Source organism: Streptomyces echinoruber (assembly GCF_014651135.1).
Classification (GTDB): domain Bacteria; phylum Actinomycetota; class Actinomycetes; order Streptomycetales; family Streptomycetaceae; genus Streptomyces; species Streptomyces echinoruber.
Window position 1 is genome coordinate 135,700 of sequence record NZ_BMWH01000002.1, and the last position, 24,644, is coordinate 160,343.

21 protein-coding genes and 1 pseudogene are annotated in these 24,644 nt (G+C 73.5%); 11 read left to right on the top strand and 11 right to left on the bottom strand.

Annotated features, from left to right (window positions below):
- Nucleotide 1: 1 nt before the first annotated feature.
- Nucleotides 2-1,075, bottom strand: coding sequence for a M4 family metallopeptidase (locus IE225_RS03465; RefSeq protein ID WP_190055797.1), 1,074 nt, complete (start codon nt 1,073-1,075; stop codon nt 2-4).
- A gap of 465 nt (nt 1,076-1,540) precedes the next feature.
- On the opposite strand from IE225_RS03465, the gene leuA reads away from it, so the two are divergent.
- From leuA to IE225_RS03480, 3 genes are all read left to right on the top strand, one after another.
- The gene (gene leuA, locus IE225_RS03470; RefSeq protein ID WP_190055798.1) at nt 1,541-3,262 is read left to right on the top strand and encodes a 2-isopropylmalate synthase; all 1,722 of its coding nucleotides are present in this window, start codon (nt 1,541-1,543) and stop codon (nt 3,260-3,262) included.
- Between the two features lie 204 nt (nt 3,263-3,466).
- The gene (locus IE225_RS03475) at nt 3,467-4,162 is read left to right on the top strand and encodes a TerB family tellurite resistance protein (protein WP_190055799.1); all 696 of its coding nucleotides are present in this window, start codon (nt 3,467-3,469) and stop codon (nt 4,160-4,162) included.
- A gap of 332 nt (nt 4,163-4,494) precedes the next feature.
- The gene (locus IE225_RS03480; RefSeq protein ID WP_190055800.1) at nt 4,495-5,718 is read left to right on the top strand and encodes a sialidase family protein; all 1,224 of its coding nucleotides are present in this window, start codon (nt 4,495-4,497) and stop codon (nt 5,716-5,718) included.
- Between the two features lie 73 nt (nt 5,719-5,791).
- On the opposite strand, the gene IE225_RS03485 is transcribed toward IE225_RS03480, so the two are convergent.
- From IE225_RS03485 to IE225_RS03505, 5 genes are all read right to left on the bottom strand, one after another.
- On the bottom strand, nt 5,792-6,727 hold the full coding sequence (locus IE225_RS03485) for a dihydrodipicolinate synthase family protein (protein WP_190055801.1): 936 nt from the start codon (nt 6,725-6,727) through the stop codon (nt 5,792-5,794).
- Nucleotides 6,724-7,752 carry an oligopeptide/dipeptide ABC transporter ATP-binding protein gene (locus IE225_RS03490; protein WP_190055802.1) on the bottom strand — a complete coding sequence of 343 codons (1,029 nt, stop codon included), beginning with the start codon at nt 7,750-7,752 and terminating at the stop codon, nt 6,724-6,726. The genes IE225_RS03485 and IE225_RS03490 overlap by 4 nt, the downstream gene beginning before the upstream one ends.
- Nucleotides 7,749-9,821, bottom strand: a complete 2,073-nt coding sequence (locus IE225_RS03495) for a dipeptide/oligopeptide/nickel ABC transporter permease/ATP-binding protein (protein ID WP_190056087.1) — start codon at nt 9,819-9,821, stop codon at nt 7,749-7,751. Before IE225_RS03495 ends, IE225_RS03490 begins: the two co-directional genes overlap by 4 nt.
- Nucleotides 9,822-10,015: 194 nt before the next feature.
- Entirely contained in the window at nt 10,016-10,975 is a 960-nt protein-coding gene (locus tag IE225_RS03500; protein WP_190055803.1) for an ABC transporter permease, read from the bottom strand.
- A gap of 22 nt (nt 10,976-10,997) precedes the next feature.
- On the bottom strand, nt 10,998-12,626 hold the full coding sequence (locus IE225_RS03505; RefSeq protein WP_190055804.1) for an ABC transporter substrate-binding protein: 1,629 nt from the start codon (nt 12,624-12,626) through the stop codon (nt 10,998-11,000).
- 250 nt (nt 12,627-12,876) lie between these two features.
- Here IE225_RS03505 and IE225_RS03510 point away from each other — a divergent pair.
- The 5 genes and pseudogenes from IE225_RS03510 to IE225_RS03530 form a co-directional block, all read left to right on the top strand.
- Nucleotides 12,877-13,579, top strand: a pseudogene (locus IE225_RS03510) (FadR/GntR family transcriptional regulator); the annotation flags it as partial.
- Between the two features lie 231 nt (nt 13,580-13,810).
- The gene (locus IE225_RS03515) at nt 13,811-14,230 is read left to right on the top strand and encodes a protein-tyrosine phosphatase family protein (protein WP_190056088.1); all 420 of its coding nucleotides are present in this window, start codon (nt 13,811-13,813) and stop codon (nt 14,228-14,230) included.
- A gap of 161 nt (nt 14,231-14,391) precedes the next feature.
- The gene (gene recO, locus IE225_RS03520) at nt 14,392-15,138 is read left to right on the top strand and encodes a DNA repair protein RecO (protein ID WP_190055805.1); all 747 of its coding nucleotides are present in this window, start codon (nt 14,392-14,394) and stop codon (nt 15,136-15,138) included.
- 74 nt (nt 15,139-15,212) lie between these two features.
- The gene (locus IE225_RS03525) at nt 15,213-16,052 is read left to right on the top strand and encodes an isoprenyl transferase (RefSeq protein ID WP_190055806.1); all 840 of its coding nucleotides are present in this window, start codon (nt 15,213-15,215) and stop codon (nt 16,050-16,052) included.
- A 24-nt stretch (nt 16,053-16,076) separates the two neighbouring features.
- Nucleotides 16,077-16,673, top strand: coding sequence for a YcxB family protein (locus tag IE225_RS03530; protein WP_190055807.1), 597 nt, complete (start codon nt 16,077-16,079; stop codon nt 16,671-16,673).
- A gap of 48 nt (nt 16,674-16,721) precedes the next feature.
- On the opposite strand, the gene IE225_RS03535 is transcribed toward IE225_RS03530, so the two are convergent.
- The 4 genes from IE225_RS03535 to IE225_RS03550 form a co-directional block, all read right to left on the bottom strand.
- The gene (locus IE225_RS03535; protein ID WP_190055808.1) at nt 16,722-17,141 is read right to left on the bottom strand and encodes a Fur family transcriptional regulator; all 420 of its coding nucleotides are present in this window, start codon (nt 17,139-17,141) and stop codon (nt 16,722-16,724) included.
- Nucleotides 17,142-17,245: 104 nt separating this feature from the next.
- Nucleotides 17,246-18,148, bottom strand: coding sequence for a metal ABC transporter permease (locus IE225_RS03540; protein WP_190055809.1), 903 nt, complete (start codon nt 18,146-18,148; stop codon nt 17,246-17,248).
- A 12-nt stretch (nt 18,149-18,160) separates the two neighbouring features.
- Nucleotides 18,161-18,973, bottom strand: coding sequence for a metal ABC transporter ATP-binding protein (locus tag IE225_RS03545; protein ID WP_190055810.1), 813 nt, complete (start codon nt 18,971-18,973; stop codon nt 18,161-18,163).
- Nucleotides 18,974-18,993: 20 nt separating this feature from the next.
- Nucleotides 18,994-19,971 (bottom strand): metal ABC transporter substrate-binding protein, encoded by a 978-nt coding sequence (locus tag IE225_RS03550; RefSeq protein WP_190055811.1) that lies wholly within the window; start codon nt 19,969-19,971, stop codon nt 18,994-18,996.
- Between the two features lie 138 nt (nt 19,972-20,109).
- Between IE225_RS03550 and IE225_RS03555 the strand changes: the two genes are divergently transcribed.
- Nucleotides 20,110-21,492 carry a glycine--tRNA ligase gene (locus tag IE225_RS03555; RefSeq protein WP_190055812.1) on the top strand — a complete coding sequence of 461 codons (1,383 nt, stop codon included), beginning with the start codon at nt 20,110-20,112 and terminating at the stop codon, nt 21,490-21,492.
- 76 nt (nt 21,493-21,568) lie between these two features.
- On the opposite strand, the gene IE225_RS03560 is transcribed toward IE225_RS03555, so the two are convergent.
- Nucleotides 21,569-22,669 carry an endonuclease/exonuclease/phosphatase family protein gene (locus IE225_RS03560; protein ID WP_190055813.1) on the bottom strand — a complete coding sequence of 367 codons (1,101 nt, stop codon included), beginning with the start codon at nt 22,667-22,669 and terminating at the stop codon, nt 21,569-21,571.
- A gap of 312 nt (nt 22,670-22,981) precedes the next feature.
- Between IE225_RS03560 and IE225_RS03565 the strand changes: the two genes are divergently transcribed.
- Nucleotides 22,982-23,986 (top strand): aldo/keto reductase, encoded by a 1,005-nt coding sequence (locus IE225_RS03565; RefSeq protein ID WP_190055814.1) that lies wholly within the window; start codon nt 22,982-22,984, stop codon nt 23,984-23,986.
- Nucleotides 23,987-24,044: 58 nt separating this feature from the next.
- Complete coding sequence (locus IE225_RS03570) at nt 24,045-24,632, top strand: TetR/AcrR family transcriptional regulator (protein ID WP_190055815.1); 588 nt, start codon at nt 24,045-24,047, stop codon at nt 24,630-24,632.
- The last annotated feature ends 12 nt before the right edge of the window (nt 24,633-24,644 follow it).

The following is a 24,644-nucleotide window of genomic DNA, read 5'->3' on the forward strand; positions in this document are numbered from 1 at the left end:
CCTACAGCGCGCGCACCCCGACCTGCTCCCACGCCTTGCCCACCGCGTCCGACTCCTCCCCGTCGCCGTAGCGGGCGCGGGCGGCCTTGACCGTGAGCGAGGCGAAGTCGGTGAACAGGGCGTCCTCCTGCAGCTCGCCGCCGGTGAGCACGTCGTACCAGATCTGCCCGGCGCGCTCCCAGGCGTGGCCGCCCAGCGCGTTGGCCACCAGGTAGAAGGCGTGGTTGGGGATGCCGGAGTTGATGTGGACGCCGCCGTTGTCGCTGCCGGTGTGGACGTAGCCGTCCATGGTCGCCGGCTGCGGGTCCTTGCCGAGGACGTCGTCGTCGTAGGCCGTGCCCGGCGCCTTCAGGGAGCGCAGGGCGGTGCCGGTGACGCGCGGGGCGAGCAGCCCGGCGCCGATCAGCCAGTCGGCCTCGGCGACGGTCTGGCCGAGGGCGTACTGCTTGATCAGGGAGCCGAAGACGTCGGAGACCGACTCGTTGAGGGCGCCGGACTGGCCGAAGTAGGCCAGATTGGCGCTGTACTGCGTGACGCCGTGGGTCAGTTCGTGGCCGATGACGTCGACGGGGATGGTGAAGTCGAGGAAGACCTCGCCGTCGCCGTCGCCGAAGACCATCTGCTCGCCGTTCCAGAAGGCGTTGTCGTAGTCCCTGTCGTAGTGGACCGTCGCGACCAGCGGCAGGCCGCTGCCGTCGATGGAGTCGCGGCCGTACGCCTTCAGGTACAGCTCGAAGGTGGCGCCGAGACCGGAGTAGGCGCGGTCGACGGTGGCGTCCTTGCCGGGCGCCTCGCCCTCGGCGCGCACCTTCCGGCCCGGCAGGTCGGTCCGGTGCCGGGCGTCGTGGATCGTGCGGTGCGGCCGGCCGGACTCGGCGCCGACCGGGCGCGGGGCGGCGGCGGGCACCCCGGTGACCGTGGTCAGGCGGCGGTGGGTGCGTTCGTAGGCGTCGCGCTCCAGGGTGCGGCGCGCGGGCTCGGCGAGCGCGGGGTCGTCGTGACGGGCCAGCCGGTCGAGGACGTGGGGCGGGACGATGGTGCAGAAGACGGGCTCGTGGCCCCCGTGGGTCGTCATGTCCGGCACCATGGCACTCGGTTACGAGCGTGTCACCATCCGTCACCTTGATTGGTGAAAAAGAGGGACAAGGAAGTCCGCGTTCCGTGACGGGGTGGTACGTCGGCCCCGGCCCGCGGCCGGGTGGCGCGTCGGCCTGTGGCGGGGGTGCGCCGGTCCGCGGCGGGGTGCGCCGCTCCCTCGTGCCGCTCCGTCGCCTCGTCGCCCTCCCCGTGTGGTTGCGTGCCGGTCCGTGGCGCAGTGGCGTGCGACACGTTTCGTCCTTTTTGTCCTCCGGGTCCCGCATACTGATACAGGGCCTCGTGCCCGGCGGGACTCGGTTAGCATGCGGAGCATCATGCGTTTCGGGCTGCTTCTCCTTAGCTGCCGCGGCGAGGGCCTGTAGTCGAGGCCGACCCCCTCCCCGCGGAGCTTGGCGTTGCGTCGTCGGCCGCCGTTTCCGGACCCTTCGAGGAGCCCCGCACCATGGCCAACCGCCAGCAGCCCAGTTCGATGCCGATCCACAAGTACCGGCCCTACGAGCAGGTCGACCTGCCCGACCGGACCTGGCCGGACAAGCGCATCACCAAGGCCCCCCGGTGGCTGTCCACCGACCTGCGCGACGGCAACCAGGCCCTGATCGACCCGATGTCGCCCGCCCGCAAGCGGGCGATGTTCGACCTGCTGGTCAAGATGGGCTACAAGGAGATCGAGGTCGGCTTCCCGGCCTCCGGGCAGACCGACTACGACTTCGTGCGCTCCATCATCGAGGAGGAGGGCGCGATCCCCGAGGACGTGACGATCTCCGTCCTCACCCAGGCCCGCGAGGACCTGATCGAGCGCACGGTGGAGTCCCTGCGGGGCGCCCGCCGCGCCAACGTCCACCTGTACAACGCCACCGCCCCGGTCTTCCGCCGCGTCGTCTTCCGCGGCTCGAAGGACGACATCAAGCAGATCGCCGTGGACGGCACCCGGCTGGTGATGGAGTACGCCGAGAAACTGCTGGGCGCGGAGACCGAGTTCGGCTACCAGTACAGCCCGGAGATCTTCACCGACACCGAGTTGGACTTCGCCCTGGAGGTCTGCGAGGCGGTCATGGACGTCTGGCAGCCCGGCCCGGATCGCGAGATCATCCTCAACCTGCCCGCCACGGTGGAGCGTTCGACGCCGTCCACGCACGCCGACCGCTTCGAGTGGATGCACCGCAACCTGACCCGGCGCGCGTTCGTGTGCCTGTCCGCCCACCCGCACAACGACCGCGGCACCGCCGTGGCCGCGGCCGAGCTGGCCGTGATGGCCGGCGCCGACCGCGTCGAGGGCTGCCTGTTCGGCCAGGGCGAGCGCACCGGCAACGTCGACCTGGTCACCCTGGGCATGAACCTGTTCTCCCAGGGCGTCGACCCGCAGATCGACTTCTCCGACATCGACGAGATCCGTCGTACGTGGGAGTACTGCAACCAGATGGAGGTCCACCCGCGCCACCCGTACGTGGGCGACCTGGTCTACACGTCCTTCTCCGGCTCCCACCAGGACGCCATCAAGAAGGGCTTCGACGCGATGGAGGCCGACGCGAAGGCCAGGGGCGTCACGGTCGACGACCTGGAGTGGGCGGTGCCCTACCTGCCCATCGACCCCAAGGACGTGGGCCGCTCCTACGAGGCTGTCATCCGCGTCAACTCCCAGTCCGGCAAGGGCGGCATCGCCTACGTGCTCAAGACCGAGCACAAGCTGGACCTGCCGCGCCGCATGCAGATCGAGTTCTCGAAGATCATCCAGGCGAAGACCGACGCCGAGGGCGGCGAGATCACGCCGAAGGAGATCTGGGAGGTCTTCCAGGACGAGTACCTGCCCAACCCGGACAACCCCTGGGGCCGCATCCAGGTCAGGACCGGGCAGACCACGACCGACAAGGACGGCGTGGACACCCTCACCGTCGAGGCCACCGTCGACGGCGTCGACACCGTCCTGACCGGCTCCGGCAACGGCCCGATCTCCGCCTTCTTCGACGCCCTGCAGTCCATCGGCATCGACGTACGCCTGCTGGACTACCAGGAGCACACGATGAGCGAGGGCGCCTCCGCACAGGCCGCCTCGTACATCGAGTGCGCGATCGAGGACAAGGTCCTGTGGGGCGTCGGCATCGACGCGAATACGACACGCGCGTCGCTGAAGGCCGTCGTCTCCGCCGTCAACCGGGCCGCCCGCTGACCCGCGTTCACGCGGCTGACCAGCACGTTCGGGGCCCCGTCCGCCGGTCGCGGCGGACGGGGCCCCGTTTCCTTCCGGCGCATACCGGCCACACGCCCGTGGAGGTCACGGGAAGGTCTCGTCCAGGGTGCTGACTGCACCTCGGCGATGTGGCTAACATCACGCAAGCGCTGCGATGCTGCCGCGCGGTTACGGAGGTGCGACGTGCTGCCAGGACGGGGACGAAACGGCCGTACTGCCGGGGCTGCGCGCATCCTGGGCACCCGTACGGCGTGGGCGGCCGTGGGCGACGGCGAGTTCTTCTGCCCCCACTGCGGCGGCGACCGCAACTACCAGCGGCTGACCGGCCGGCGCCGGCTCACCCTGCTCGGCGTGCCCGTGCTGCCCCGCGGCGTCACCGGACCGGTCGTGGAGTGCGCCGCCTGCCGCCGGCACTTCGGCACCGACGTCCTGGACCACCCCACCACCACCCGCCTGTCGGCGATGCTGCGCGACGCCGTGCACACCGTCTCCCTCGCGGTGCTCGCCGCGGGCGGCACCTGCTCCCGCACCGCCCTGGACGCCGCCGCCGGCGCGGTGCGCGCGGCCGGCTTCGCCGACTGCACCCGGGAACAGCTCGCCGCCCTGGTGGAGGCGCTCGCCGCGGACACCGGGCGGGTGTACGGCCAGGCCTGCGGCCCCGGCCTGGCCATCGAACTGCACGAGTCCCTCGACCCGCTCGCCCCGCACCTGGCCCCCGCCGGCCGCGAGTCGATCCTGCTGCAGGGCGCCCGCATCGCCCTCGCCGACGGCCCCTACACCCCCGCCGAGCGCGACGTCCTCGCCACGGTGGGCGCGGCCCTGACCATCTGCGCGGACGACGTGACACGCCTGCTGGAGGCGGCGCGCACGCCGTCCTGAGCACGGACGCCGTCCCTCAGCGCGCACGCCGTCCCTCAGCGCGCACGCCGCCCCTCAGCGCGCACGCCGCCCCGAGGACGCCGGCGCGGAAGGGACCGTGCGCCGTTTCGAGCGCGCCGGTGGAAGGGGCCGTGCGCCGTTTCGAGCGCGCCGGTGGAAGGGGCCGTGCGCCGTTTCGAGCGCGCCGGTGGAAGAAAGGCGCGTCGGGCCGCAGGGCCGGTGGAAGGAAGGCGTGCGCCGAGCCGGAGCGCCGGTGCCCGAGTGGCCGGCGGTGCGGCCGGGGAGCATGTGACCGACAGGGAAGCAGCCACCCCCCTCCGCAAGGGAGAGCGATGACCCTCCTGAGCCGCACGCTCCTCGCCGCCGCCGTCCTCCTCACCCCGCTCGCCGCCCCCGCCCCCGCCCCCGTCTCGGCGGCCCCCGGCTGCGCCTCCTCGGTGCCCTACGTCTCCGGCGAGGGCGGCTACGCCACCTACCGCATCCCCGCCGCCGTCACCACGCGCCGCGGCACCGTCCTGGCCTTCGCCGAGGGGCGGCGCGACGGCGCCGGCGACACCGGTGCCATCGACGTCGTGCTGCGCCGCTCGACGGACGGCGGCTGCACCTGGGGCCCGCTGCGGGTGGTGGCCGCGGGGAACGGGGACACGCGGGGCAACCCGACACCGGTGGTGGAACCCCGTACCGGAGCGGTGGTCCTGGTGACCTGCTTCAACGCCGGGAGCGTGACAGAGGCGCAGATCATGCGGGGCGAGGTCGCGCCGGAGCGGGGCCGGCGGGTGTTCGTGCAGCGCAGCCTCGACGACGGGCGGCACTTCACCCGGCCGCGGGAGATCACCCGGGAGGTGAAGCCGGCGGGCTGGCGGTGGTACGCGACCGGGCCCGGGCACGCCGTCGCCCTCACCCGCGGCCCGCACGCCCCCAACGGGGCAACCCCCGGCCGCCTGGTCGTCCCCGCCGACCACTCCGCCGCCCCGCCCGCCGGCTCCACCGACACCGGCCAGGAGGCCAAGTACTACGGCGCGCACGCCCTCTACAGCGACGACGGCGGCCGCACCTGGCGCCTGGGGTACGTCGACGCCACCTACGACGGCACCGCCAACGCCAACGAGTCCACCGCCGCCCAACTCCCCGACGGCCGCCTCTACCTCAACGCCCGCGACCAGAACGGCACCCTGCCCGGCAACCGCCTCGACGCCTACTCCGGTGACGGCGGGACGAGCCTGGAGAAGCCCTTCACCGTCCAGCCCACCCTCGACGACGCGCCGGTCGTCCACGGCAGCGTGCTCCAACTCCCCGGCCCCTCGGCGCCGTTGCTGTTCTCCGCGCCCTCCGTTCCGACGGCCCGTCAGGCGCCGGCGGTGTGGCGCAGCACGGACGGCGGGGCGAGCTTCACCCGGGCCGTGACGCTGTCGCAACGGCCGGCGGCCTACTCGGACCTGACGCAGCCGGACCGGGACACGGTCGGGGTGCTGTACGAGACGGGGACGGCGAGCGCGTACGAGACGATCGAGTTCCGCCGCGTCCCGGTGGCCGGCCTCGGCCGGCGGGCGGGCTGACGGGTGCCGTCCCCCGGCCGGCACCGCGCCGCCGGGCGGGACGGGCTCACAGCAGGCCCGCGGCCGCCAGGACTCACAGCAGGCCCGCGGCCGCCAGGAACTTGCCCACCCGCCGGACCTCCTCCTGCGTCAGCGGGATCTGCGGCTCGGCCGTCAGCGGGCAGTCGATGACGCCCCGCAGGTGCAGCGCCGCCTTGAACGCGCCCAGCGCCGACGAGCTCGCGCCCATCCGCGCCGGATCGCCGGCGTCGACCATCCGGTACAGCGCGCACAGCCGCTCCTGCTCGGCCCGCGCCCGCTCCAGGTCCCCGGCCCGGCACAGCCCGTCCAGCCGTACGTACCCGTGCGGGTCGACGTTGGCCAGCCCGGGCACGGCTCCGTCGGCGCCGAGCGCGAGCGCCGCGTCGACCAGCAGTTCGGAGCCGGTGAGCACGCTGAAGCCGGTACTGCCGCACTGCTCCCGGGCGCCCGCGACGACCCGGCGGAAGCCGGCCAGGTCACCGCTGGAGTCCTTCAGCCCGGCGAGCACCCCCTGCGCGGCCAGCTCCAGCACCACCTCGGCCGGCAGCCTGGTGTGCACGCCGGAGGGGAGGTCGTAGGCGAGCACCGGGACGGGACTGGCGGCGGCGACGAGGCGGTAGTGGCGGGCGATCTCCTCGGGATGGGTGCGGGTGTAGAACGGCGCGGTGACGACGACGGCCTGCGCGCCCGCCCGGGTGACGGCCCCGACGTGCTCCCGCACCCGGGGGGTGGTCATGTCGATGGCGCCGGCCAGCACCGGAAGCTGCCCGCCCACGTGCCCCACCACCGACTCCACCACCAGCGTGCGCTGCCGGTCGGTGAGGTACGCGGCCTCCGACGTCGTACCGAGCACGAACAGCCCGTGCACCCCGGCCCCCACCAGGTGGTCGACGAGCCGCAGCAGGGACGGGACGTCCACCTCGCCCTCCGGTGTCAGGGGGGTGCAGACGGGCGGGACGACACCGGTGAGCGGGGCGGGAAGGGTCATGAAGGCTCCCTGGAGTGCGTGGCGTGGCTCTGCCGTACGAGGTCGCGGGTGGCCGCGTCCTCCTCCACAGGATGGTGGCACCGGAAGCGGTGCCCCGGCGCCGACGCGGCCGTGAAGCCGGGCATCACCTCCGCGCACCGGTCGTCCGCCCGCCAGCAGCGGGTGCGGAAGGGGCAGCCGCTGGGCGGGCGCGTCGCCGACGGGACCGGGCCGGCGAGCGGGATCGGGTCGATGGGGTCGAGCAGGCCGGGGGTGGCGGAGAACAGGGCGCGGGTGTACGGGTGCCGGGAGTGGTCGGTGATCCGGTCGGCGGGGGCCTCCTCCACGATCCGGCCGAGGTACATGGTGATCACGCGGTCGCTCATCCGGCGCACGGTCCGGATGTCGTGCGAGACGAAGACCAGGGCCGGCCCCAGGCGCTCCTTGAGGTCCAGCAGCAGGTTGAGGATCTGGGCGCGCACCGACACGTCCAGCGCGCTCGTCGGCTCGTCCGCCACCACCAGCTCCGGGTCGAGGGCGAGGGCCCGCGCCACGGCCACGCGCTGGCGCTGCCCGCCGGACAACTGGCCGGGCAGCGCCCCGGCGAGCGCCGGCGGCAGCCCGACCAGGGCCATCAGCTCCCGTACCCGCTCCTCCCGCTGCGCCGGGGTGCCGCGCCGGTGCACATCCAGCGGGTCGCGCAGGATCCGGCGCACCGTCAGGCGGCGGTTGAGGGCGGTCGACGGGTCCTGGAAGACCATGCCGGTACCGGCGCCGACCGTCCTCCTGCGCTCGGCGGCCGGCATCGCCCACAGGTCGCGGCCGCGCACCGACACCGTCCCGGACGTCGGCCGCTGGACACCCACCAGCACCTTGGCCAGCGTGGACTTGCCGCAGCCGGACTCGCCGACGACGCCGACCGTCTCGCCGGGCGCGACGGCGAGATCGGCGCCGGTGAGGGCGTACACCCGGTCCCGGGTGAACAGGCCGCCGCTGCGGGCGCGGTGCACGACGTGCACGTCGGACAGCTCCACCAGCGCGCTCACGAGACGGCCTCGCTCTCGGCGTCCGTGCCTGTGTCCGTGCCCGTGTCCGCGCCCGTGCCCGTGTCCGCGCCCGTGCCCGTGCCCGTGCCCTTGCCCGTGCCCGGCAGGGCGACGGCCGGGTGGTGGCAGGCGACCGTGTGGGCGGCCGTGCCCGCCAGGCGGGGGGCGGTGGCGCGGCACACCGCGCTCGCCCGCGGGCAGCGGTCGGCGAAGCGGCAGCCGGGCGGGAAGCCGGCGGGGGCGGGCACGACGCCCCGGATCTGCGTCAGGCGCTCCTGGCCGGCCTCCAGGGACAGGACGCTGCCGAGCAGGCCGCGCGTGTAGGGGTGGGCCGGGGCCGCCACCAGGTCGGCGGTCACGCCGGTCTCCACGATCTGCCCGCCGTACATCACCGCCACCCGGTCGGTGACGTCCGCGACGAGGGCCAGGTCGTGCGAGACGAGGATCAGGGCGAAGCCGAGCTCGGCGCGCAGCCGCAGCAGCAGGTCGATGATCTGGGCCTGCACGGTGACGTCGAGGGCGGTGGTCGGCTCGTCGGCGACGATCAGCCCCGGGTCGCGGGAGAGGGCCAGGGCGATCAGGACGCGCTGGCGCTGGCCGCCGGACAGCTCGTGCGGGTAGCTGCGCAGGGTGCGGCCGGGGTCGAGGCCGACCATGGTCAGCAGCTCGGCGGGGGAGCGCCGGCCGCCGCGCCGCACGACCTGCTGGAGCTGGGCGCGGATCGTCATGGCGGGGTTGAGCGACGACAGGGCGTCCTGGTAGATCATCGCCATCTCGTGGCCCAGCAGCCGCCGCCGCACCCGCATCGGCTCGCCCACCAGCTGCCGCTGCCGGAAGCGGACCCGGCCCCGGACGCGGGCGCCCTTGGGTTCCAGGCCCATGACGGCCAGCGCGGTGAGCGACTTGCCGCAGCCCGACTCGCCGACCAGGCCGAGGACTTCGCCGGGATACACCTCGAAGCCGATGCCGTCGACGACGTCCACGCCGCGGTGGCGGTGCGGGAAGCCGATGGCGAGGTCCTCCACCGCGAGCACCGGCTGCCCGTCGCGGGCCGGCGGCCGGGCCCGCGCCCGCAGCCGCCGCGCCGCCTCCGCCAGCCCGGGCAGGGGGACGACCTCGCCGCCGCCCGCCCCGGGCGCCTGGAGCCGGTCGTCTTCCCGGCCCGCCGCCTCCCGGCCCGCCGCCTCCCGGTCCGCCGCCGCCTCCCGGCCCGCCGCCACCTCGCGGGCGGCCGGTGCCGCCCACGCGTCGGAGACGCCCTCGGAGAGGATGTTCAGCGACAGCACGGTGAGCAGGATCAGCAGCCCGGGGAAGACGGTGGCCCACCAGCCGCCGGTCAGCACCATGTTCTTGCCGTCGGCGATGACACTGCCCCAGGACGGGGCCGGCGGGCGCACCCCGGCGCCGATGAAGGACAGCGACGCCTCGAACACGATCGCCTCGGCCACCTGCACGGTGCAGAACACCAGCACCGGCGCCGCGCAGTTGACGGCGACGTGCCGCAGCACGATGTGCGGGGTGCGGGCGCCGATGACGCGTTCCGCGGTGACGTAGTCCTCGCCGTACTGGTCCAGGACGTTGGCCCGCACCACCCGCGCCACCGGCGGCGTGAACAGGAACGCGATCGCGCAGATCAGCACGCCGATGCCGCCGCCGAACACGGCGACCAGGACGGCGGCCAGCGCGATGCCGGGGAAGGCCATCACCACGTCCAGGCAGCGCATCAGCGTCTCGTCCACCGCCCGGCGGGAGGTCGCCGCGACCGCGCCGAGCAGCGCGCCGGCGACGAGGGCGAGCGCGGTGGCGCCCAGCCCGATCGCCAGCGACCAGCGGGCGCCGTACATCAGCCGGCTGAGGACGTCCCGCCCGAGGCTGTCCTGCCCCATCCAGTGCCCGGCCGACGGGTGCCCGCTGCCGCCGGTCAGGGGCTGCTGGTCGAGCGGGTCGTGCGGGGCGAGGATTGGGGCGAGCAGCGCCGTCAGCACCACGAGCGCGAGGAAGCACAGCGCGGCCTGCGACAGCGGCGGCAGCCGGCGCGGGCCGCGCAGCCGGATGCCGGGCCGGGCCAGGGCGCGGGCGAGACCGGCGCGGGTGCGGGGCCGGCCCGCGGGGACCCCGCCCGTCCGGCTCCCGCTCGCGGGACCCCCGCCCGTGGGGTCCTCGCCCGTCCGGTTCCCGCCCGCCGGGTCCTCGCCCGCGGGGTCCCCGTCCGCCCGTTTTCCGTCCGCCCGGTTTCCGTCCGTGGGCTCCTGGCCGGTGGTGGTCACGCCGCCTCCCTCAGTCGCGGGTTGAGCAGCAGGTGGAGGATGTCGAGGGCGAGGTTGACGACGACGAAACCGGTCGCGGTGGTCAGGACGACGCCCTGCACGACGGCCGGGTCGCCGTTCTGCACCGCGTCGATCATCAGCTTGCCCATGCCGGGCAGCGAGAAGATCGTCTCGATGACGACGGCGCCGCCCAGCAGATAGCCGACGCGCAGCCCGAGCACGGTGAGCGGGTTGATCAGCGCGTTGCGCAGCACATTGCGGCCGACGACCACCCGCGGCGGCAGCCCGCTGCCGATCGCCGTGCGCACGTAGTCCCGGTCCAGCTCCTCCACCACGGCGGTGCGCACGATCCGCGTGAGCTGCGCCGCCACCGGCAGCGACAGCGCGAACGCCGGCAGGGTCATCGTCCGCAGCCAGCCGGTGAGGGAGTCGGCCGGGTTGACGTAGCCGCCGGTCGGGAACCAGCCCCGGTCGACCGCCAGGTACTGGATCATCAGCAGCGCCAGCCAGAAACCCGGCGCGGCCACCCCGGTCAGGGAGACGACGCGGACGATCTGGTCGGGCAGCCGGTCCCGGTGGATCGCCGCCGTCACCCCGCCCACCAGCGCCAGCACCACCGCGATCGCCAGCCCCAGGAAGGTGAGTTGGAGGGTGAGCGGCAGCGCGGTGGCGACCTGGTCGGCGACCGGGGCGCGGGTGAGGGCGCTGGTGCCCAGGTCGCCGTGGAGCAGGTCGCCGACGAAGTGGACGTAGCGCAGGGGCAGCGGGTCCAGCAGGCCGTTGCGCTCCCGGAAGTCGTGCAGCTGCCGCGGCGTGGGGTTGGCGCCCTGGAAGAACGCCGAGGCCGGGTCGACGTCGGAGAACCGCATCACCAGGAACACGAACAGCACGATGCCGAGCAGCAGCGGCACGAGCAGCAGGACGCGGCGGAGCAGGATGCGGGCGATGGCGACCATGGGCCGGCGACTCCCCGGGCCGTCAGGCCCACTTGGCCTGCAGCAGGTTGATGCCGGGGTAGGGCTGCGGCCTTATCCCGGTGAGCTGGTCGGGGTCCCAGGCGGTCATCAGCTCGTTGTGGACCACCGGGTACAGCACGGCCTGCTCGGCGACGACGTCAATGTAGTCCTGGATCATCGCCTTCTTCCGCGCCGGGTCGGGCTCGCGCGTGGCGGCGTCCATGTCCCGGAACAGCTTCCTGGCGACCGGGTGGCCGGCCCAACGGGTGTACTGCATCCACAGGTTGTCGGGCCCGTAGTTGTAATGCATGATCAGGTCGGCGTCGAGGCCGAACTGGTTGGGGTTGGAGGCCGCCGCGACGACCTGGTAGTCCCGCCTCTGGTCCATCTTGGTGAAGACGGCCGTGGTCTCCTGCGGCGACAGCGTGGTGGCGACGCCGATCGCGTCCCAGGACGCCTTGATGGTCGGCAGGCAGTCGACGATCCAGCTCACGTTGACCGCCAGCAGGTCGACCTTCAGACCGCTGACGCCGGCCGCCCGCAGCAGCGCCCTCGCCTTCTCCGGGTCGTGGTCGTAGACGGTCTTCGCCCGCCGGTGGGCGGGATTGCCCTCGTCGAGGAAGGACGTGGACGGCTTCCCGTGCCCCTTGAGCGCGACCTGGACCATCTTCTCGGTGTCGATGGCGTAGTGCAGGGCCTGCCGCACGCGCACGTCGTCGAACGGCTTGTGCCGGGTGTTGAACATCAGGAACAGGTTGTTCATCCCGGCCCCGCCCTCGACCTTCAGGCCGCTGTCGCGCAGCCGCGCGATGGTGGCGTAGGGGATGTTGTCGGCGATCTGCGCGCCCGCGCCGGCGCCGGAGATCTTCGCCACGCGCGGCGCGGCGTCCACGATGGTCAGCCAGTTCATGCGCTTGAAGGCCGGCCTGCGCGGGCCGTTGTAGTCCTCGAACGCGGCGAAGGTGGTGTTGGACTTCGGGTGGTGCGCGGTCTGCCGGTACGGGCCCGACCCGATCGCCAGCCCCTTGATCGCCCGGTCCCAGGCGCCCGGCTGCGCGAACACGTGCTTCGGCATGATCTTGGCGAGGGTCAGCCGTGCGAGCCCGTCCGGGAACGGGAACCTCAGCACCAGCTCCACCGTCCGCGCGTCGACCTTCCGGACCTCCTTCAGCCAGCTCGCGAAGAAGCCCTTGGCGAGGGTCTGGGTGTCCGGGTCGAGGATCCGGTCGAAGACGAACACGACGTCGTCGGCGGTGACCGGCCTGCCGTCGTGGAACACCGCGCCCGGCCGCAGCGAGAACCGCCACGTCGTGCTGTGCGGGTCCCGCGGCACCCGCGTCCCCAGCGCCGCGTACGGCTCGCGGGTGATGGGGTCGGTGTCCAGCAGCCCCTCGTAGATGTGGTGGTTGGCGGCCATGGAGAACGCCGACGCCGTCTGCGTCGGGTCCCAGCTCCCGTCGTTGCCGTAGCCGATGACCGCGGTCAGCGTCCGGTCCCCGCCGCTGCCGCCGCCGGTGTCGTCGGTGGACTGCGGGCCGGCCGAGCAGGCCGCCAGGGTCGAGGTCAGCGCCGTCGCCGCGCCCAGCGCACCGCCGTACTTCAGGAGCGACCGGCGGCCCAGCGCCGGTGCGTCGTGGGACACGTCGCGCACGGTTCCTCCCGCGAAGGGCGCGAAGGGTGGGAGACGGAGGAGATACGACGTCCTACGTCCGGGGGTCAGCGCGACCATAGGAGCGCCCGTGGAGGCGGTCAAGGGAACATGCACGAATGCCGCGGCCGCCACAGGTCGCGCCCATGGCGGCGCGAAACGGCTTGCCCGCCCGCCTGATTGACGGAGCGTCAGAAAGTGTCCAGTCCGCCTGTCGCCGGAGGTGGGACGTGGGACGTCCTGGGCGCGTACGATGCGGCGCATGCCCGGGGAGCCCAGGACCAGCCGGATCCGGCGCCAGGTCGTGCAGCTCATCCTCGACCGCGGGCTCCGCCCCGGCGCCCCCCCTGCCCACCGAGCAGGAGCTCATGGAGAGCCTCGGCGCCGGCCGCAACTCCGTCCGCGAGGCCCTCAAGGCGCTCCAGGCCCTCGACATCGTCGAGATCAGGCACGGCCACGGCACCTACGTCGGCCAGGTCTCCCTCGCCCCGCTCGTCGACGGCCTCACCTTCCGCACCCTCGTCCGGCACGGCGAGGGCCCCGGCGCCCTCGCGGAGATCCTCCAGGTCCGACAGGCGCTGGAGGAGGGCCTGATCCGCCGGGTGGCGGCGACGGTCACGGAACCGGACCTGGACCGCTTGGACGCGCTGGTCCGGCGTATGGAGACCGCCGGCCGCGCGGGCTCTCCCTTCCCCGAACTCGACCGCCGGTTCCACGAGTCGCTCTACGCCCCGCTCGGCAACGCCCTCGTCCCGCAGCTCCTCGGCGCCTTCTGGACCGTCTTCCGCCGCGTCGCCGGCGTCCGCGGCCGGCCCGCCGACCCCGCCCCCGACGTCACCGTCCGCCGCCACCGCGCCATCGTCACCGCGCTGCGCGCCCGGGACGCGGCGGGCGCGCAGCACGCCCTGAGCGTCCACTTCCGGGACATCGACGAACGGGCGGCACGGGCGGCACGGGCGGCACGGGCGGCACGGGCGGCACGGGCGGCACGGGCGGCATGGGCGGCACGGGCGGTGCGGGAGCACGGCGCCGGGTGAGCGGCCTTGCGGCCACCGCGTGCGGGGCGGTCTCATGGCCCCGTGACCGAACCGACCCCACCGCGCGACGAGCCGACCCCGCCGTGCGACGAACCGGCCCGGCCGCACGGCGGGCCGGCCGGCCCGTGGGACGAGCGGGCCCCCGGCGTCCTGCGCCTGCCCTCCGGCCGCCTGGTGCGCGGCCGCGGCCTGCGCCGGCCCCTCGACCCGGCGGCGCCCCTGCCCACGTACGGCGTCTACCTCCTGGGCCGCCGGCCCCCCGACGTCCCCTGGGAGGCCCACTGGCTGCGCTGGCCCGACTTCCGCCTCCCGGCCGACCGCGAGGCGGCCCGCGCGGTGCTGACGGAGGTCTGGGAGCGGGCGGCCACCGAACGCGTCGAACTCGCCTGCGGCGGTGGCCGGGGCCGCACGGGAACGGCCCTGGCCTGCCTGGCGGTCCTGGACGGCGTACCGGCGGCGCGGGCGGTGGCGTACGTGCGGGAGCACTACGACCGGCGGGCGGTGGAGACGCCGTGGCAGCGGCGGTACGTGCGGACCTTCCCCGCGGCCGGGCGGCGCGGGCACGGCTGAGCGGATGCGGTGTCCACGGCCGAGCGGGCACGCGGCGTCCACGGCGGAGCGGGCGTGCGGCGTCCACCGCCGCGCGCGGGCACGCGCCCGCGGGGGCCGGGGGCTCCCGTCGTGCTCCCGCCGTGCCCCTGCCCGCCTCCCGAGGAGGGCAGAATGGGCTCATGACTCTGTTCCGCGACGACGGCATCGTGCTGCGCACCCAGAAGCTGGGTGAGGCGGACAGGATCATCACGCTGCTCACCCGCGGCCACGGGCGGGTGCGGGCCGTGGCCCGGGGCGTGCGGCGCACCAAGTCGAAGTTCGGGGCCCGGCTGGAGCCGTTCTCCCACGTGGACGTGCAGTTCTTCGCCAAGGGCAGTGAACTGGTCGGACGCGGGCTGCCGCTGTGCACGCAGAGCGAGACGATCACCCCGTACGGCGGCGCGATCGTGACGGACTACGCCCGCTACACCGCCGGGACGGCCATGCTGGAGACCGCCGAGCGGTTCACCGACCACGAGGGCGAGCCCGCCGTCCAGCAGTACCTGCTGCTCGTCGGCGCCCTGCGCACGCTGGCCCGCGGCGAGCACGCGCCGCACCTCGTCCTCGACGCCTTCCTGCTGCGCTCCCTCGCCGTCAACGGCTACGCGCCCAGCTTCAGCGACTGCGCGCGGTGCGGCATGCCGGGACCCAACCGGTTCTTCTCAGTGGCCTCCGGCGGCACGGTGTGCGCCGACTGCCGGGTGCCCGGCAGTGTCGTCCCGTCGCCGCAGACCCTGGAGCTGCTCGGCGCGCTGCTCGCGGGAGACTGGGAGACCGCCGACGCGTGCGAGGCGCGGTACGTCCGGGAGGGCAGCGGGCTGGTCTCCGCGTACCTGCACTGGCACCTGGAGCGCGGGCTGCGCTCCCTGCGGTACGTCGAGAAGTGAAGCAACGGCAAGCAGGCGTCGCGACAGGCATCGCAAGCCTCGCGACAGGCATCGCAAGAGGAGACGAGAAGCACATGGCCGTACGCGGGTTCCTGGGGCGTCAGCGCCGGGAGTACAAAACGCCGGAACCGCACCCCTCCGGCGCGCGGCCCCCGAAGCTCCCCGGTGAGCTGATCCCCCGCCATGTGGCGATCGTCATGGACGGCAACGGGCGGTGGGCCAAGGAGCGCGGGCTGCCCCGCACCGAGGGCCACAAGGTCGGCGCCGAGCGCGTGCTGGACGTGCTGCAGGGCGCGATCGAGATGGGCATCGGGGCCGTCTCCCTGTACGCCTTCTCCACCGAGAACTGGAAGCGCTCGCCGGAGGAGGTGCGCTTCCTGATGAACTTCAACCGCGACTTCATCCGCGCCAGCCGCGACCGGCTCGACGAGCTCGGCGTGCGGGTGCGCTGGGCGGGCCGCATGCCCCGGCTGTGGAAGTCCGTCGCCAAGGAGCTGCAGGTCGCCCAGGAACAGACCAAGGACAACGACCTGCTCACGCTGTACTTCTGCATGAACTACGGCGGCCGCGCCGAGATCGCCGACGCGGCGCGGGCGATCGCGGAGGACGTGCGGGCCGGGCGGCTGGACCCGTCCAAGGTCGACGAGAAGACCTTCGCGAAGTACCTGTACTACCCGGACATGCCGGACGTCGACCTGTTCCTGCGGCCCAGCGGCGAGCAGCGCACCTCCAACTACCTGATCTGGCAGAGCGCGTACGCCGAGATGGTCTTCCAGGACGTGCTGTGGCCGGACTTCGACCGCCGCGACCTGTGGCGGGCCTGCGTCGAGTACGCCTCCCGGGACCGCCGCTTCGGCGGCGCCATCCCCAACGAGCAGTTGCTGGCCATGGAGGGCCGCGGCACCGAGAGCTGAGCCGGGCCGCTACGCTCCCGTCTTATGGTCATGGACATGGGGCGGGACGCCGCAGCGGGGCAGGACGCAGGGCAGGGGCGGGACGCCGTCGAGGAGAGGCGGGACGCCGCCGCGGGGCGGGACGTGGTGGAGCTGGTCTACCGGCCCACCGCGCAGGACTACGCGGCGGCGCTGCGGGAGCGGCGGCGGGCGAGCCGGGCGGGGCGCCTGCAGCAGCGGCTCTTCGTCTGCGTACTGGTGTGCATGGCCGCCGACTTGGCGATCCAGCTGGCGCAGGGGGAGGTTCCGGTGCTCACGCTGGTGTGGATGCTGGTCTTCGGCGGCCTGTTCGCGCTGCTGCCCCGGCTGCAGGCGCGGCAGCTGATGCGCGCCGCGTCGCTGCGGGGCACCTGCCGGGCGACGGTGACGGACGACGGGCTGACAGTGACCAACGACCACGGCTCCTCGACGATCGCCTGGAGCGCCCGGCCCCGCTACCGCGAGACGGCCGACCTGTTCGTGTTCTTCAGCGACGACCGCTACGCCACCTGCTTCAGCGTCCTGCCCAAGCGCGGCCTGGCCGCCCCCGCCGACGCCGACCGGCTCCGCGCCGTCCTGGAGCGCCACCTCGCCCGGGCCTGAGCCCCGGCCGTCTCGCCGCGAGCCGGGCGCCCTTTTTGTTCGGAGCTCTCAGCCGCCGGAGGTCTTCGCGCAGTCCGCGCAGGTGCCGAAGATCTCCACCGTGTGGGCGACGTCGACGTAGCCGTGCTCGGCGGCGATGGCGTCGGCCCACTTCTCCACGGCCGGGCCCTCGACCTCGACGGCCTTGCCGCAGGAGCGGCAGACGAGGTGGTGGTGGTGGGTGCCGCTGGAGCAGCGGCGGTAGACGGACTCGCCGTCGGAGGTGCGCAGGACGTCGACCTCGCCGGCCTCGGCGAGGGACTGCAGGGTGCGGTAGACGGTGGTGAGCCCGACCGAGTCGCCCTTGTGCTTGAGCAGGTCGTGCAGCTCCTGCGCGCTGCGGAACTCGTCGACCTCTTCGAGGGCAGCCGCCACGGCGGCACGCTGCCGGGTGGCGCGCCCCTTCACGGGCGGTCCAGCGGTCGTCACCGGTGCCTCCTCCACTCCTGTGCCTGCCCCGCGCCTGCCCCGGGTGTGCCCCGAGCCCGCCCCGGGCCTGCCGGGGTCATTGTGCCAGCCCGGGTGCGGCCCGGTCAGGCGCCGACCTCGTCCGGTGCCGTGCGGCCGGCCGGGATCGCGCGCCCGGCGGGGTCCCCGGCCGGTGCGGCAGCGGCGGCGGCGCGGGCGCGGCGGCGGGCCAGCGGGGCGGAGAGGGCGGTGAGCGCCACGAAGGCCGCGATGGTCAGCAGCACGATCGTCGCGCCGGGCGGCACGTCCTGGTAGTACGACGTGACCGTGCCGCCGACGGCGACCGTGACGCCGAGGGCGACGGCGATCGCGAACGTCGCCGCGAAGCTGCGGCCGAGCTGCTGTGCGGCGGCCACCGGCACCACCATCAGCGCCGACACCAGCAGCAGGCCGACCACCCGCATGGCGACGGTCACGGTCACCGCGGCCGTGACCGCCGTGAGCAGGTTCAGCGCCCGCACCGGCAGCCCGGTGACGCGTGCGAACTCCTCGTCCTGGCCGACCGCGAAGAGCTGCCGGCGCAGGCCCAGGGTGACCAGCACGACGAAGGCCGCCAGCAGGCAGATCGCCGTCACGTCCGACGGCGAGACGGTCGAGAGCGACCCGAACAGGTACGACGTGAGGGTGGCGCTGGAGCCGCCCGGCGCGAGGTTGATGAACATCACGCCGCCCGCCATGCCGCCGTAGAACAGCATCGCCAGGGCGATGTCGCCGCGGGTGCGGCCGTACCAGCGGATCAGCTCCATCAGGACCGCGCCGAGCACCGAGACGGCCGTCGCCATCCACACGGGCGAGGCGGACAGCAGGAAGCCGAGGCCGACGCCGGTCATCGCCACGTGCCCGATGCCGTCGCCCATGAGGGCCTGGCGGCGCTGCACGAGGTAGACGCCGACCGCGGGGGCGGTGACGCCGACCAGGACGGCGGCGAGCAGCGCCCGCTGCATGAAGGCGTAGTTCAACAGGTCCATCGTCTCGTCCCGTCAGCTCGGCAGTCCTGTGCGGAGGGGTTCCGTGCCCGCCTGCGGATCGAGGCAGTGGTGCGACGCGCCCGCGCCGAGGGCGCCGGCGGGCGACGGGTGGGCGGGGTCGTGGCCGGGGAGGGCGGGCCGGCCGGCCGCCGTCGGGGGCGGGCCGTCGTGCACCACGCGGCCGTCGCGCAGTACCACCGCCCGGTCGATCAGGGGTTCCAGGGGGCCCAGTTCGTGCAGGACCAGCAGGACCGTCGTACCGGAGGCGACCTGGTCGCGCAGTGTCTCGGCGAGCACCTCCTGGTGGGCCAGGTCCACGCCCGCCATCGGCTCGTCCATGATCAGCAGCTCGGGTTCGGCGGCGAGCGCGCGGGCGATGAGCACCCGCTGGTGCTGGCCGCCGGACAGGGCGCCCACGGGGTCGCCGGCCCGGTCGGCCAGGCCCACCAGCTCCAGGGCGCGCCGCACGGCCGCGTGGTCGGCCCGGCAAAAGCGCCGGAAGCCGGTGCGGGACAGGCGGCCGGAGGCGACGATCTCGGTGACCGTGGCCGGCACGCCCGTCGCGGCGGTGGTGCGCTGCGGTACGTAGCCCACGCGCCGCCAGTCGCGGAAGCGGCGCACCGGGACGCCGAACAGTTCGACGGCGCCGGCCGAGACCGGGACCTGGCCGATGGCGCTGCGTACGGCGGTCGACTTGCCGGAGCCGTTCGCGCCGAGCAGCGCGACGACCTGGCCGCGGCACACGGTGAGGTCGATGCCGCGCAGCACGGGGCGCGCCCCCAGTTCGGCGCTCACCCCGCGCAGGGCGACGACGGGCTCGCTCATGGCGTCCTCCCCGAAGGTGGTCACTTGGCGCCCAGGGCCTTCTGCAGGGCCGTGAGGTTGGACCGCATGACCTGGAAGTAGTCGGTGCCGCGGGAGGCGGCGGTGATGCCCTCGACCGGGTCGAGGACGTCGGTCCTCAACCCGGCGTCCCGGGCGACGGTCCTGGCGGTCTTGTCGCTGACGAGGGTCTCGTAGAAGACGGTGGTGACGCCGTCGGCCCGCGCCATGCGCTCCAGCTCCCGCACGCGCGCGGCGCTGGGCTCCGACTCGGGGTCCAGGCCGCTGATGGCCTCCTCGGTGAGGCCGTAACGCTCGGCGAGGTAGCCGAAGGCGGCGTGGGTGGTGAGGAAGACCTTGCGGTCGGTGTGCCGCAGGCCGTGCGCGTACGCGGCGTCGAGCGCGTCGAGCTGCCCGACCAGGGTCGCGGTGTTCTTCCGGTAGGCGGCGGCGTGCTTCGGGTCGGCCTTCTCGAAGGCCTTGCCGACGCCCCGGGCGACCTGGGCGTAGCGGACCGGGTCGAGCCAGAGGTGCGGGTCGCGGCCGGCCGGTTCCCCGTCGTCGGCGTTGTCGGCGTTGTCGGCGGTGTCGTGCGCGGGCGCGTGGCCGCCGGCCTCGTCGCCGTGCCGCTCCAGCGTGGTCAGCGCGGCGGCGTCGATCTTCGTGCGCACCTCGGACTGGGCGACGGCGTCGTCGACGGAGGGCTGCAGGCCCTTGAGGTAGAGGACCGCGTCGGCCTCCTGCAGCCGCGCGGTCTGCCGGGCGCTGATCTCCAGGTCGTGCGGCTCCTGACCGGGCCGGGTCAGGGTCGTGACGTGCACGTGGGCGCCGCCGATGCGCTCGGCGAGGAAGGCCATCGGATAGAACGACGCGACGACGTCGAACCTGCCGTCGGCGCCCGCGGCCGCGCTGTCGGTGGAGCAGGCGGAGAGCGTGGCCGAGCCCAGCAGGAGGACCGCCGCGGCCGCGGCGGCGGGTATGAGGCGTCGCCTTATGTTCATGACACTCATTTTCAACGAAACTGGAAACCGTTGTCAACAAGACCCCGATTTGGCCGGGGGGCCGCCCCCGCCGGTAACCTGAAGCATTCGCTGAGGCATCTCGCTTCATCGCCCGTCGTCGTAATCGAAGAGAGCACCGTGGCCGCCGACAAGATCGACACCATCGTCAGCCTGAGCAAGCGCCGTGGCTTCGTTTTCCCCTGCAGTGAGATCTACGGCGGTCAGCGCGCCGCCTGGGACTACGGGCCGCTGGGTGTCGAGCTCAAGGAGAACATCAAGCGCCAGTGGTGGCGCTCCATGGTGACGTCGCGCGAGGACGTCGTCGGTATCGACTCGTCCGTGATCCTGGCCCCCGAGGTCTGGGTCGCCTCCGGCCACGTCGCCACCTTCACCGACCCGCTCACCGAGTGCACGTCCTGCCACAAGCGGTTCCGCGCCGACCACCTCGAGGAGGCGTACGAGGCCAAGCACGGCCGCCTGCCGGAGAACGGCCTCGCCGACGTCAACTGCCCCAACTGCGGCAACAAGGGCCAGTTCACCGAGCCCAAGCAGTTCTCGGGCCTGCTGTCCACCCACCTCGGCCCGACGCAGGACTCCGGCTCCGTCGCCTACCTGCGCCCCGAGACCGCGCAGGGCATCTTCACCAACTTCCTGCAGGTCCAGCAGACTTCGCGCCGCAAGCCGCCGTTCGGCATCGCCCAGATGGGCAAGTCGTTCCGCAACGAGATCACGCCGGGCAACTTCATCTTCCGCACCCGCGAGTTCGAGCAGATGGAGATGGAGTTCTTCTGCAAGCCGGGCGAGGACGAGAAGTGGCACGAGTACTGGATGGAGCAGCGCTGGAACTGGTACACCGGCCTGGGTCTCCGTGAGGAGAACATGCGCTGGTACGAGCACCCCAAGGAGAAGCTCTCCCACTACTCCAAGCGCACCGCCGACATCGAGTACCGCTTCAACTTCGCCGGCAGCGAGTGGGGCGAGCTGGAGGGCGTCGCCAACCGCACCGACTACGACCTGACGGCCCACTCCAAGGCCTCCGGCCAGGACCTGTCCTACTTCGACCAGGAGGCCGGCGAGCGGTACGTGCCGTACGTCATCGAGCCCGCGGCCGGCGTCGGCCGCACCATGCTCGCCTTCCTGCTCGACGCCTACACCGAGGACGAGGCGCCCAACGCCAAGGGCAAGCTGGAGAAGCGCACGGTGCTGCGCCTCGACCACCGCCTCGCGCCGGTCAAGGTCGCGGTGCTGCCGCTGTCCCGCAACCCCGAGCTGTCCCCGAAGGCCCGTGGTCTCGCCCAGGACCTGCGCAAGCACTGGAACATCGAGTTCGACGACGCCGGCGCCATCGGCCGCCGCTACCGCCGCCAGGACGAGATCGGCACGCCGTACTGCGTCACGGTCGACTTCGACACCCTCGAGGACAACGCCGTGACCGTGCGCGAGCGCGACTCCATGAAGCAGGAGCGGGTGTCGCTGGACCAGATCGAGGGGTACCTGGCGAGCCGTCTGCTCGGCTGCTGAGCCTCCTCGCACCGTCCGCCACGGGTGCCGGGTCCCGGTCGGGGCCCGGCACCCGCGCGTTTCCCATCGCTCCGGCTTACAGGTCCAGGTCCGCGTAGAGGGCGGCGTGGTCGGAGGCCTCGGTGGCCTTCGACGTCACCGTCTCGAAGGACTTGAAGGCGCGCGGCGCCCATATCCCGCGCCGCTCGACCCCCACGTGCTGGATCCGCTCCCACAACTCGGGCGGGAAGAACAGGTAGTCGAGCTTGTCGCGGTCGCTTCTGCCGGTGTGGTGGGTGCCCGGGTCGCCCCGGTAGCCGGGGTGGCTCATCGCGTCCCGCAGACCGGTGGCCCGCAGGGTGGTGACCGGCGCGCTGCCGGGGGAGTCGTTGAGGTCGCCGGCGACCAGGACGCGTGCCGAGCGGGCGCGGGCGGCCTCGTAGATCGCCACCACCCGCTCGGCCTGCGCCAGCCGCAGCTCCGCGCCGCCGCCGTGCAGTTGGCTCTTGAAGTGGTTGCCCAGCAGCCACAGGGGGGTTCCGTCGACCGCGATCTCGTACTCGGGGCAGTCCCGGCTGAACACCGGTCTGCCGTCGGGCCGTTGGTCGAAGATGTGCGAGCGCAGGGACGTGATCGGGTGGCGGCTGAGGATGCCGACGTCGATGCCGCGGGTGTCGTTGCCGTCGATCACCATGTTGTACGGGTACGGCCGCCCGCCCAGCGCGGCGCCCAGCACCTGTTTGTTGAACCGCTGCAGGGTGAGGCGGTCCTCGACCTCCTGCACGAGCAGGACGTCGGCGTCGACCTCGGCGATCACCCGGGCGGTGTTGCGGACGGCGGTCCAGTCGATGTCGTCGCGCACCAGCTCCACCCAGCCGGTCCAGCCTGAGCGGCCGTGCGCGACGAACTCGATGCGCGGGTCGTCGGCCGGGGGCCCGGTCCGGTAGAGCGTGTGCACCCCGCGGGTCTCGTTGATCACGAACGGGCGCTCGGCGTTGTCGTCGTAGAGCCGGTACTTCTTGATCAGTTCGGCCATGCGCAGTTGGTCGGCCTCCGTGTAGGGATCCCGGTCCAGCAGCGCGACCAGCTCGGCGTAGTCCTCCAGGACCTGCCGGCGCTGCTTGTCGTCCGGCAGGGCGAAGACCTTGGGCCGGCGGAAGAGGTTCTCCGTGTTGTAGGTGGCGATACGGACGGTCATGGCGCACCTCCTCGGGTGGCGCAGGGTCCGCGTGGCCGGCGGCAGGCGCCACCCGGGGCTGCTCGCCGCCCCTTTTCCTTCAATTCTCGGAGCGTTGGGGAGGGTTGTCGATCGGAGGCCGGGCCGAGGGGGCGGGCCGGGGAGGCCGCGGTGAACGGGCCGGGGAGGGCGCGGGGAACGGGCGACGGCGTGCGGCGGCCTGTACATGACACATGACATGTGACAGTCGACAGATGACAGATATTGAAATCTGTCACTCACTGTGGGACGGTGAAAGTGCCCCTCACCCCTACGGGAACCCCAGGAGCCGCCATGCACACCCGCTCCCTCGGCACCACCGGCCCCCAGGTCTCCGCCCTCGGCCTCGGCTGCATGGGCATGTCCGCGCTGTACGGCGACGCCGACCGCGCCGAGTCGATCGCCACCCTCCACGCCGCCCTGGAGGCGGGCGTGACGCTGCTGGACACCGGCGACTTCTACGGCATGGGCCACAACGAGATGCTGATCGGCGAGGCCCTGCGCGCCGCCCCGCCCGCCCGCCGCGAACAGGCCCTGATCAGCGTGAAGTTCGGGGCGCTGCGGGACCCGGACGGCAACTGGTCCGGCTACGACGGCCGCCCCGCGGCGGTGAAGAACTTCGCCGCGTACTCGCTGCAGCGCCTCGGCGTCGACCACATCGACGTCTACCGCATCGCCCGCCTCGACCCCGACGTCCCCATCGAGGAGACCGTCGGCGCGATCGCCGAACTCGTCGAGAAGGGCCACGTCCGGCACATCGGCCTCAGCGAGGTCGGCGAGGAGACCATCCGCCGCGCCGCCGCCACCGCCCCCATCAGCGACCTGCAGATCGAGTACTCGCTGATCACCCGCGGCATCGAGGACCGCATCCTGCCCACCACCCGCGAACTCGGCATCGCGATCACCGCGTACGGCGTGCTGTCCCGCGGCCTGATCTCGGGCCACTTCCACCGCGACCGGCAACTCGCCCCGAACGACTTCCGGGCCCACTCGCCGCGCTTCCAGGGCGAGAACCTGCAGCGCAACCTCGACCTCGTGGACGCCCTGCGGAAGATCGCCGAGCAGAAGGGCGCGACCGTCGCCCAGATCGCCATCGCCTGGGTCCTCTCCCGCGGGGAGGACATCGTGCCGCTTATCGGCGCCCGCACCCGCGAGCGGCTCGCCGAGTCCCTCGGCGCGCTGGACGTCACGCTCGACGAGGCCGACCTCGCGGCGATCGAGCAGGCGGTGCCGGCCGACGCCGTGGCGGGCGAGCGCTATCCGGCGGCGCAGATGGCCCACCTGGACAGCGAGCGGTGAGCGCGGCCGCCGGCCCGCTCCGCCCTCCGGGCACGGTCCTCCGGGTACGGTCTAGGACATGTCACCCAGCACCGAGACCCTGACCGCCGAGCGCATCCTCGAAGCCACCGAGGAGGTGCTGCGCCGGCACGGCCCGGCCAAGGCCACCGTGGTCGACGTGGCCCGCGCCCTCGGGGTCAGCCACGGGAGCGTCTACCGGCACTTCCGCACCAAGGCGGCGCTGCGGGAGGCGGTCACCAAACGGTGGCTGGACCGCACCTGCGCGACCCTGGCGGACATCACCGCCGGCGACCGCGACCCCGGGGAGCGGCTGCGGGACTGGCTGGCGGCCCTGTTCGCCGCCAAGCGCCGCAAGGCGGGCGAGGACCCCGAACTGTTCGCCACGTACCTGGTCCTGGCCGGCGAGAACGGCACCGCCGTCGGCGAGCACGTCGCCGAGCTGACCGGCCAGCTGGCCCGGATCATCGAGGACGGCGTCGCCGCCGGGGTCTTCCACGCCCCCGACCCGGCCGCTGCCGCCCGCGCCGTCTTCCACGCCACCGGACGCTTCCACGACCCCTGCTACGCGCGGGAGTGGGAGGAGCCAGGTGTCGAGGCCGACTTCGCGGCAGTCGCGGACCTCGTGCTGCGCGGCCTGCGGGCCTGACCGCTCGCCGCG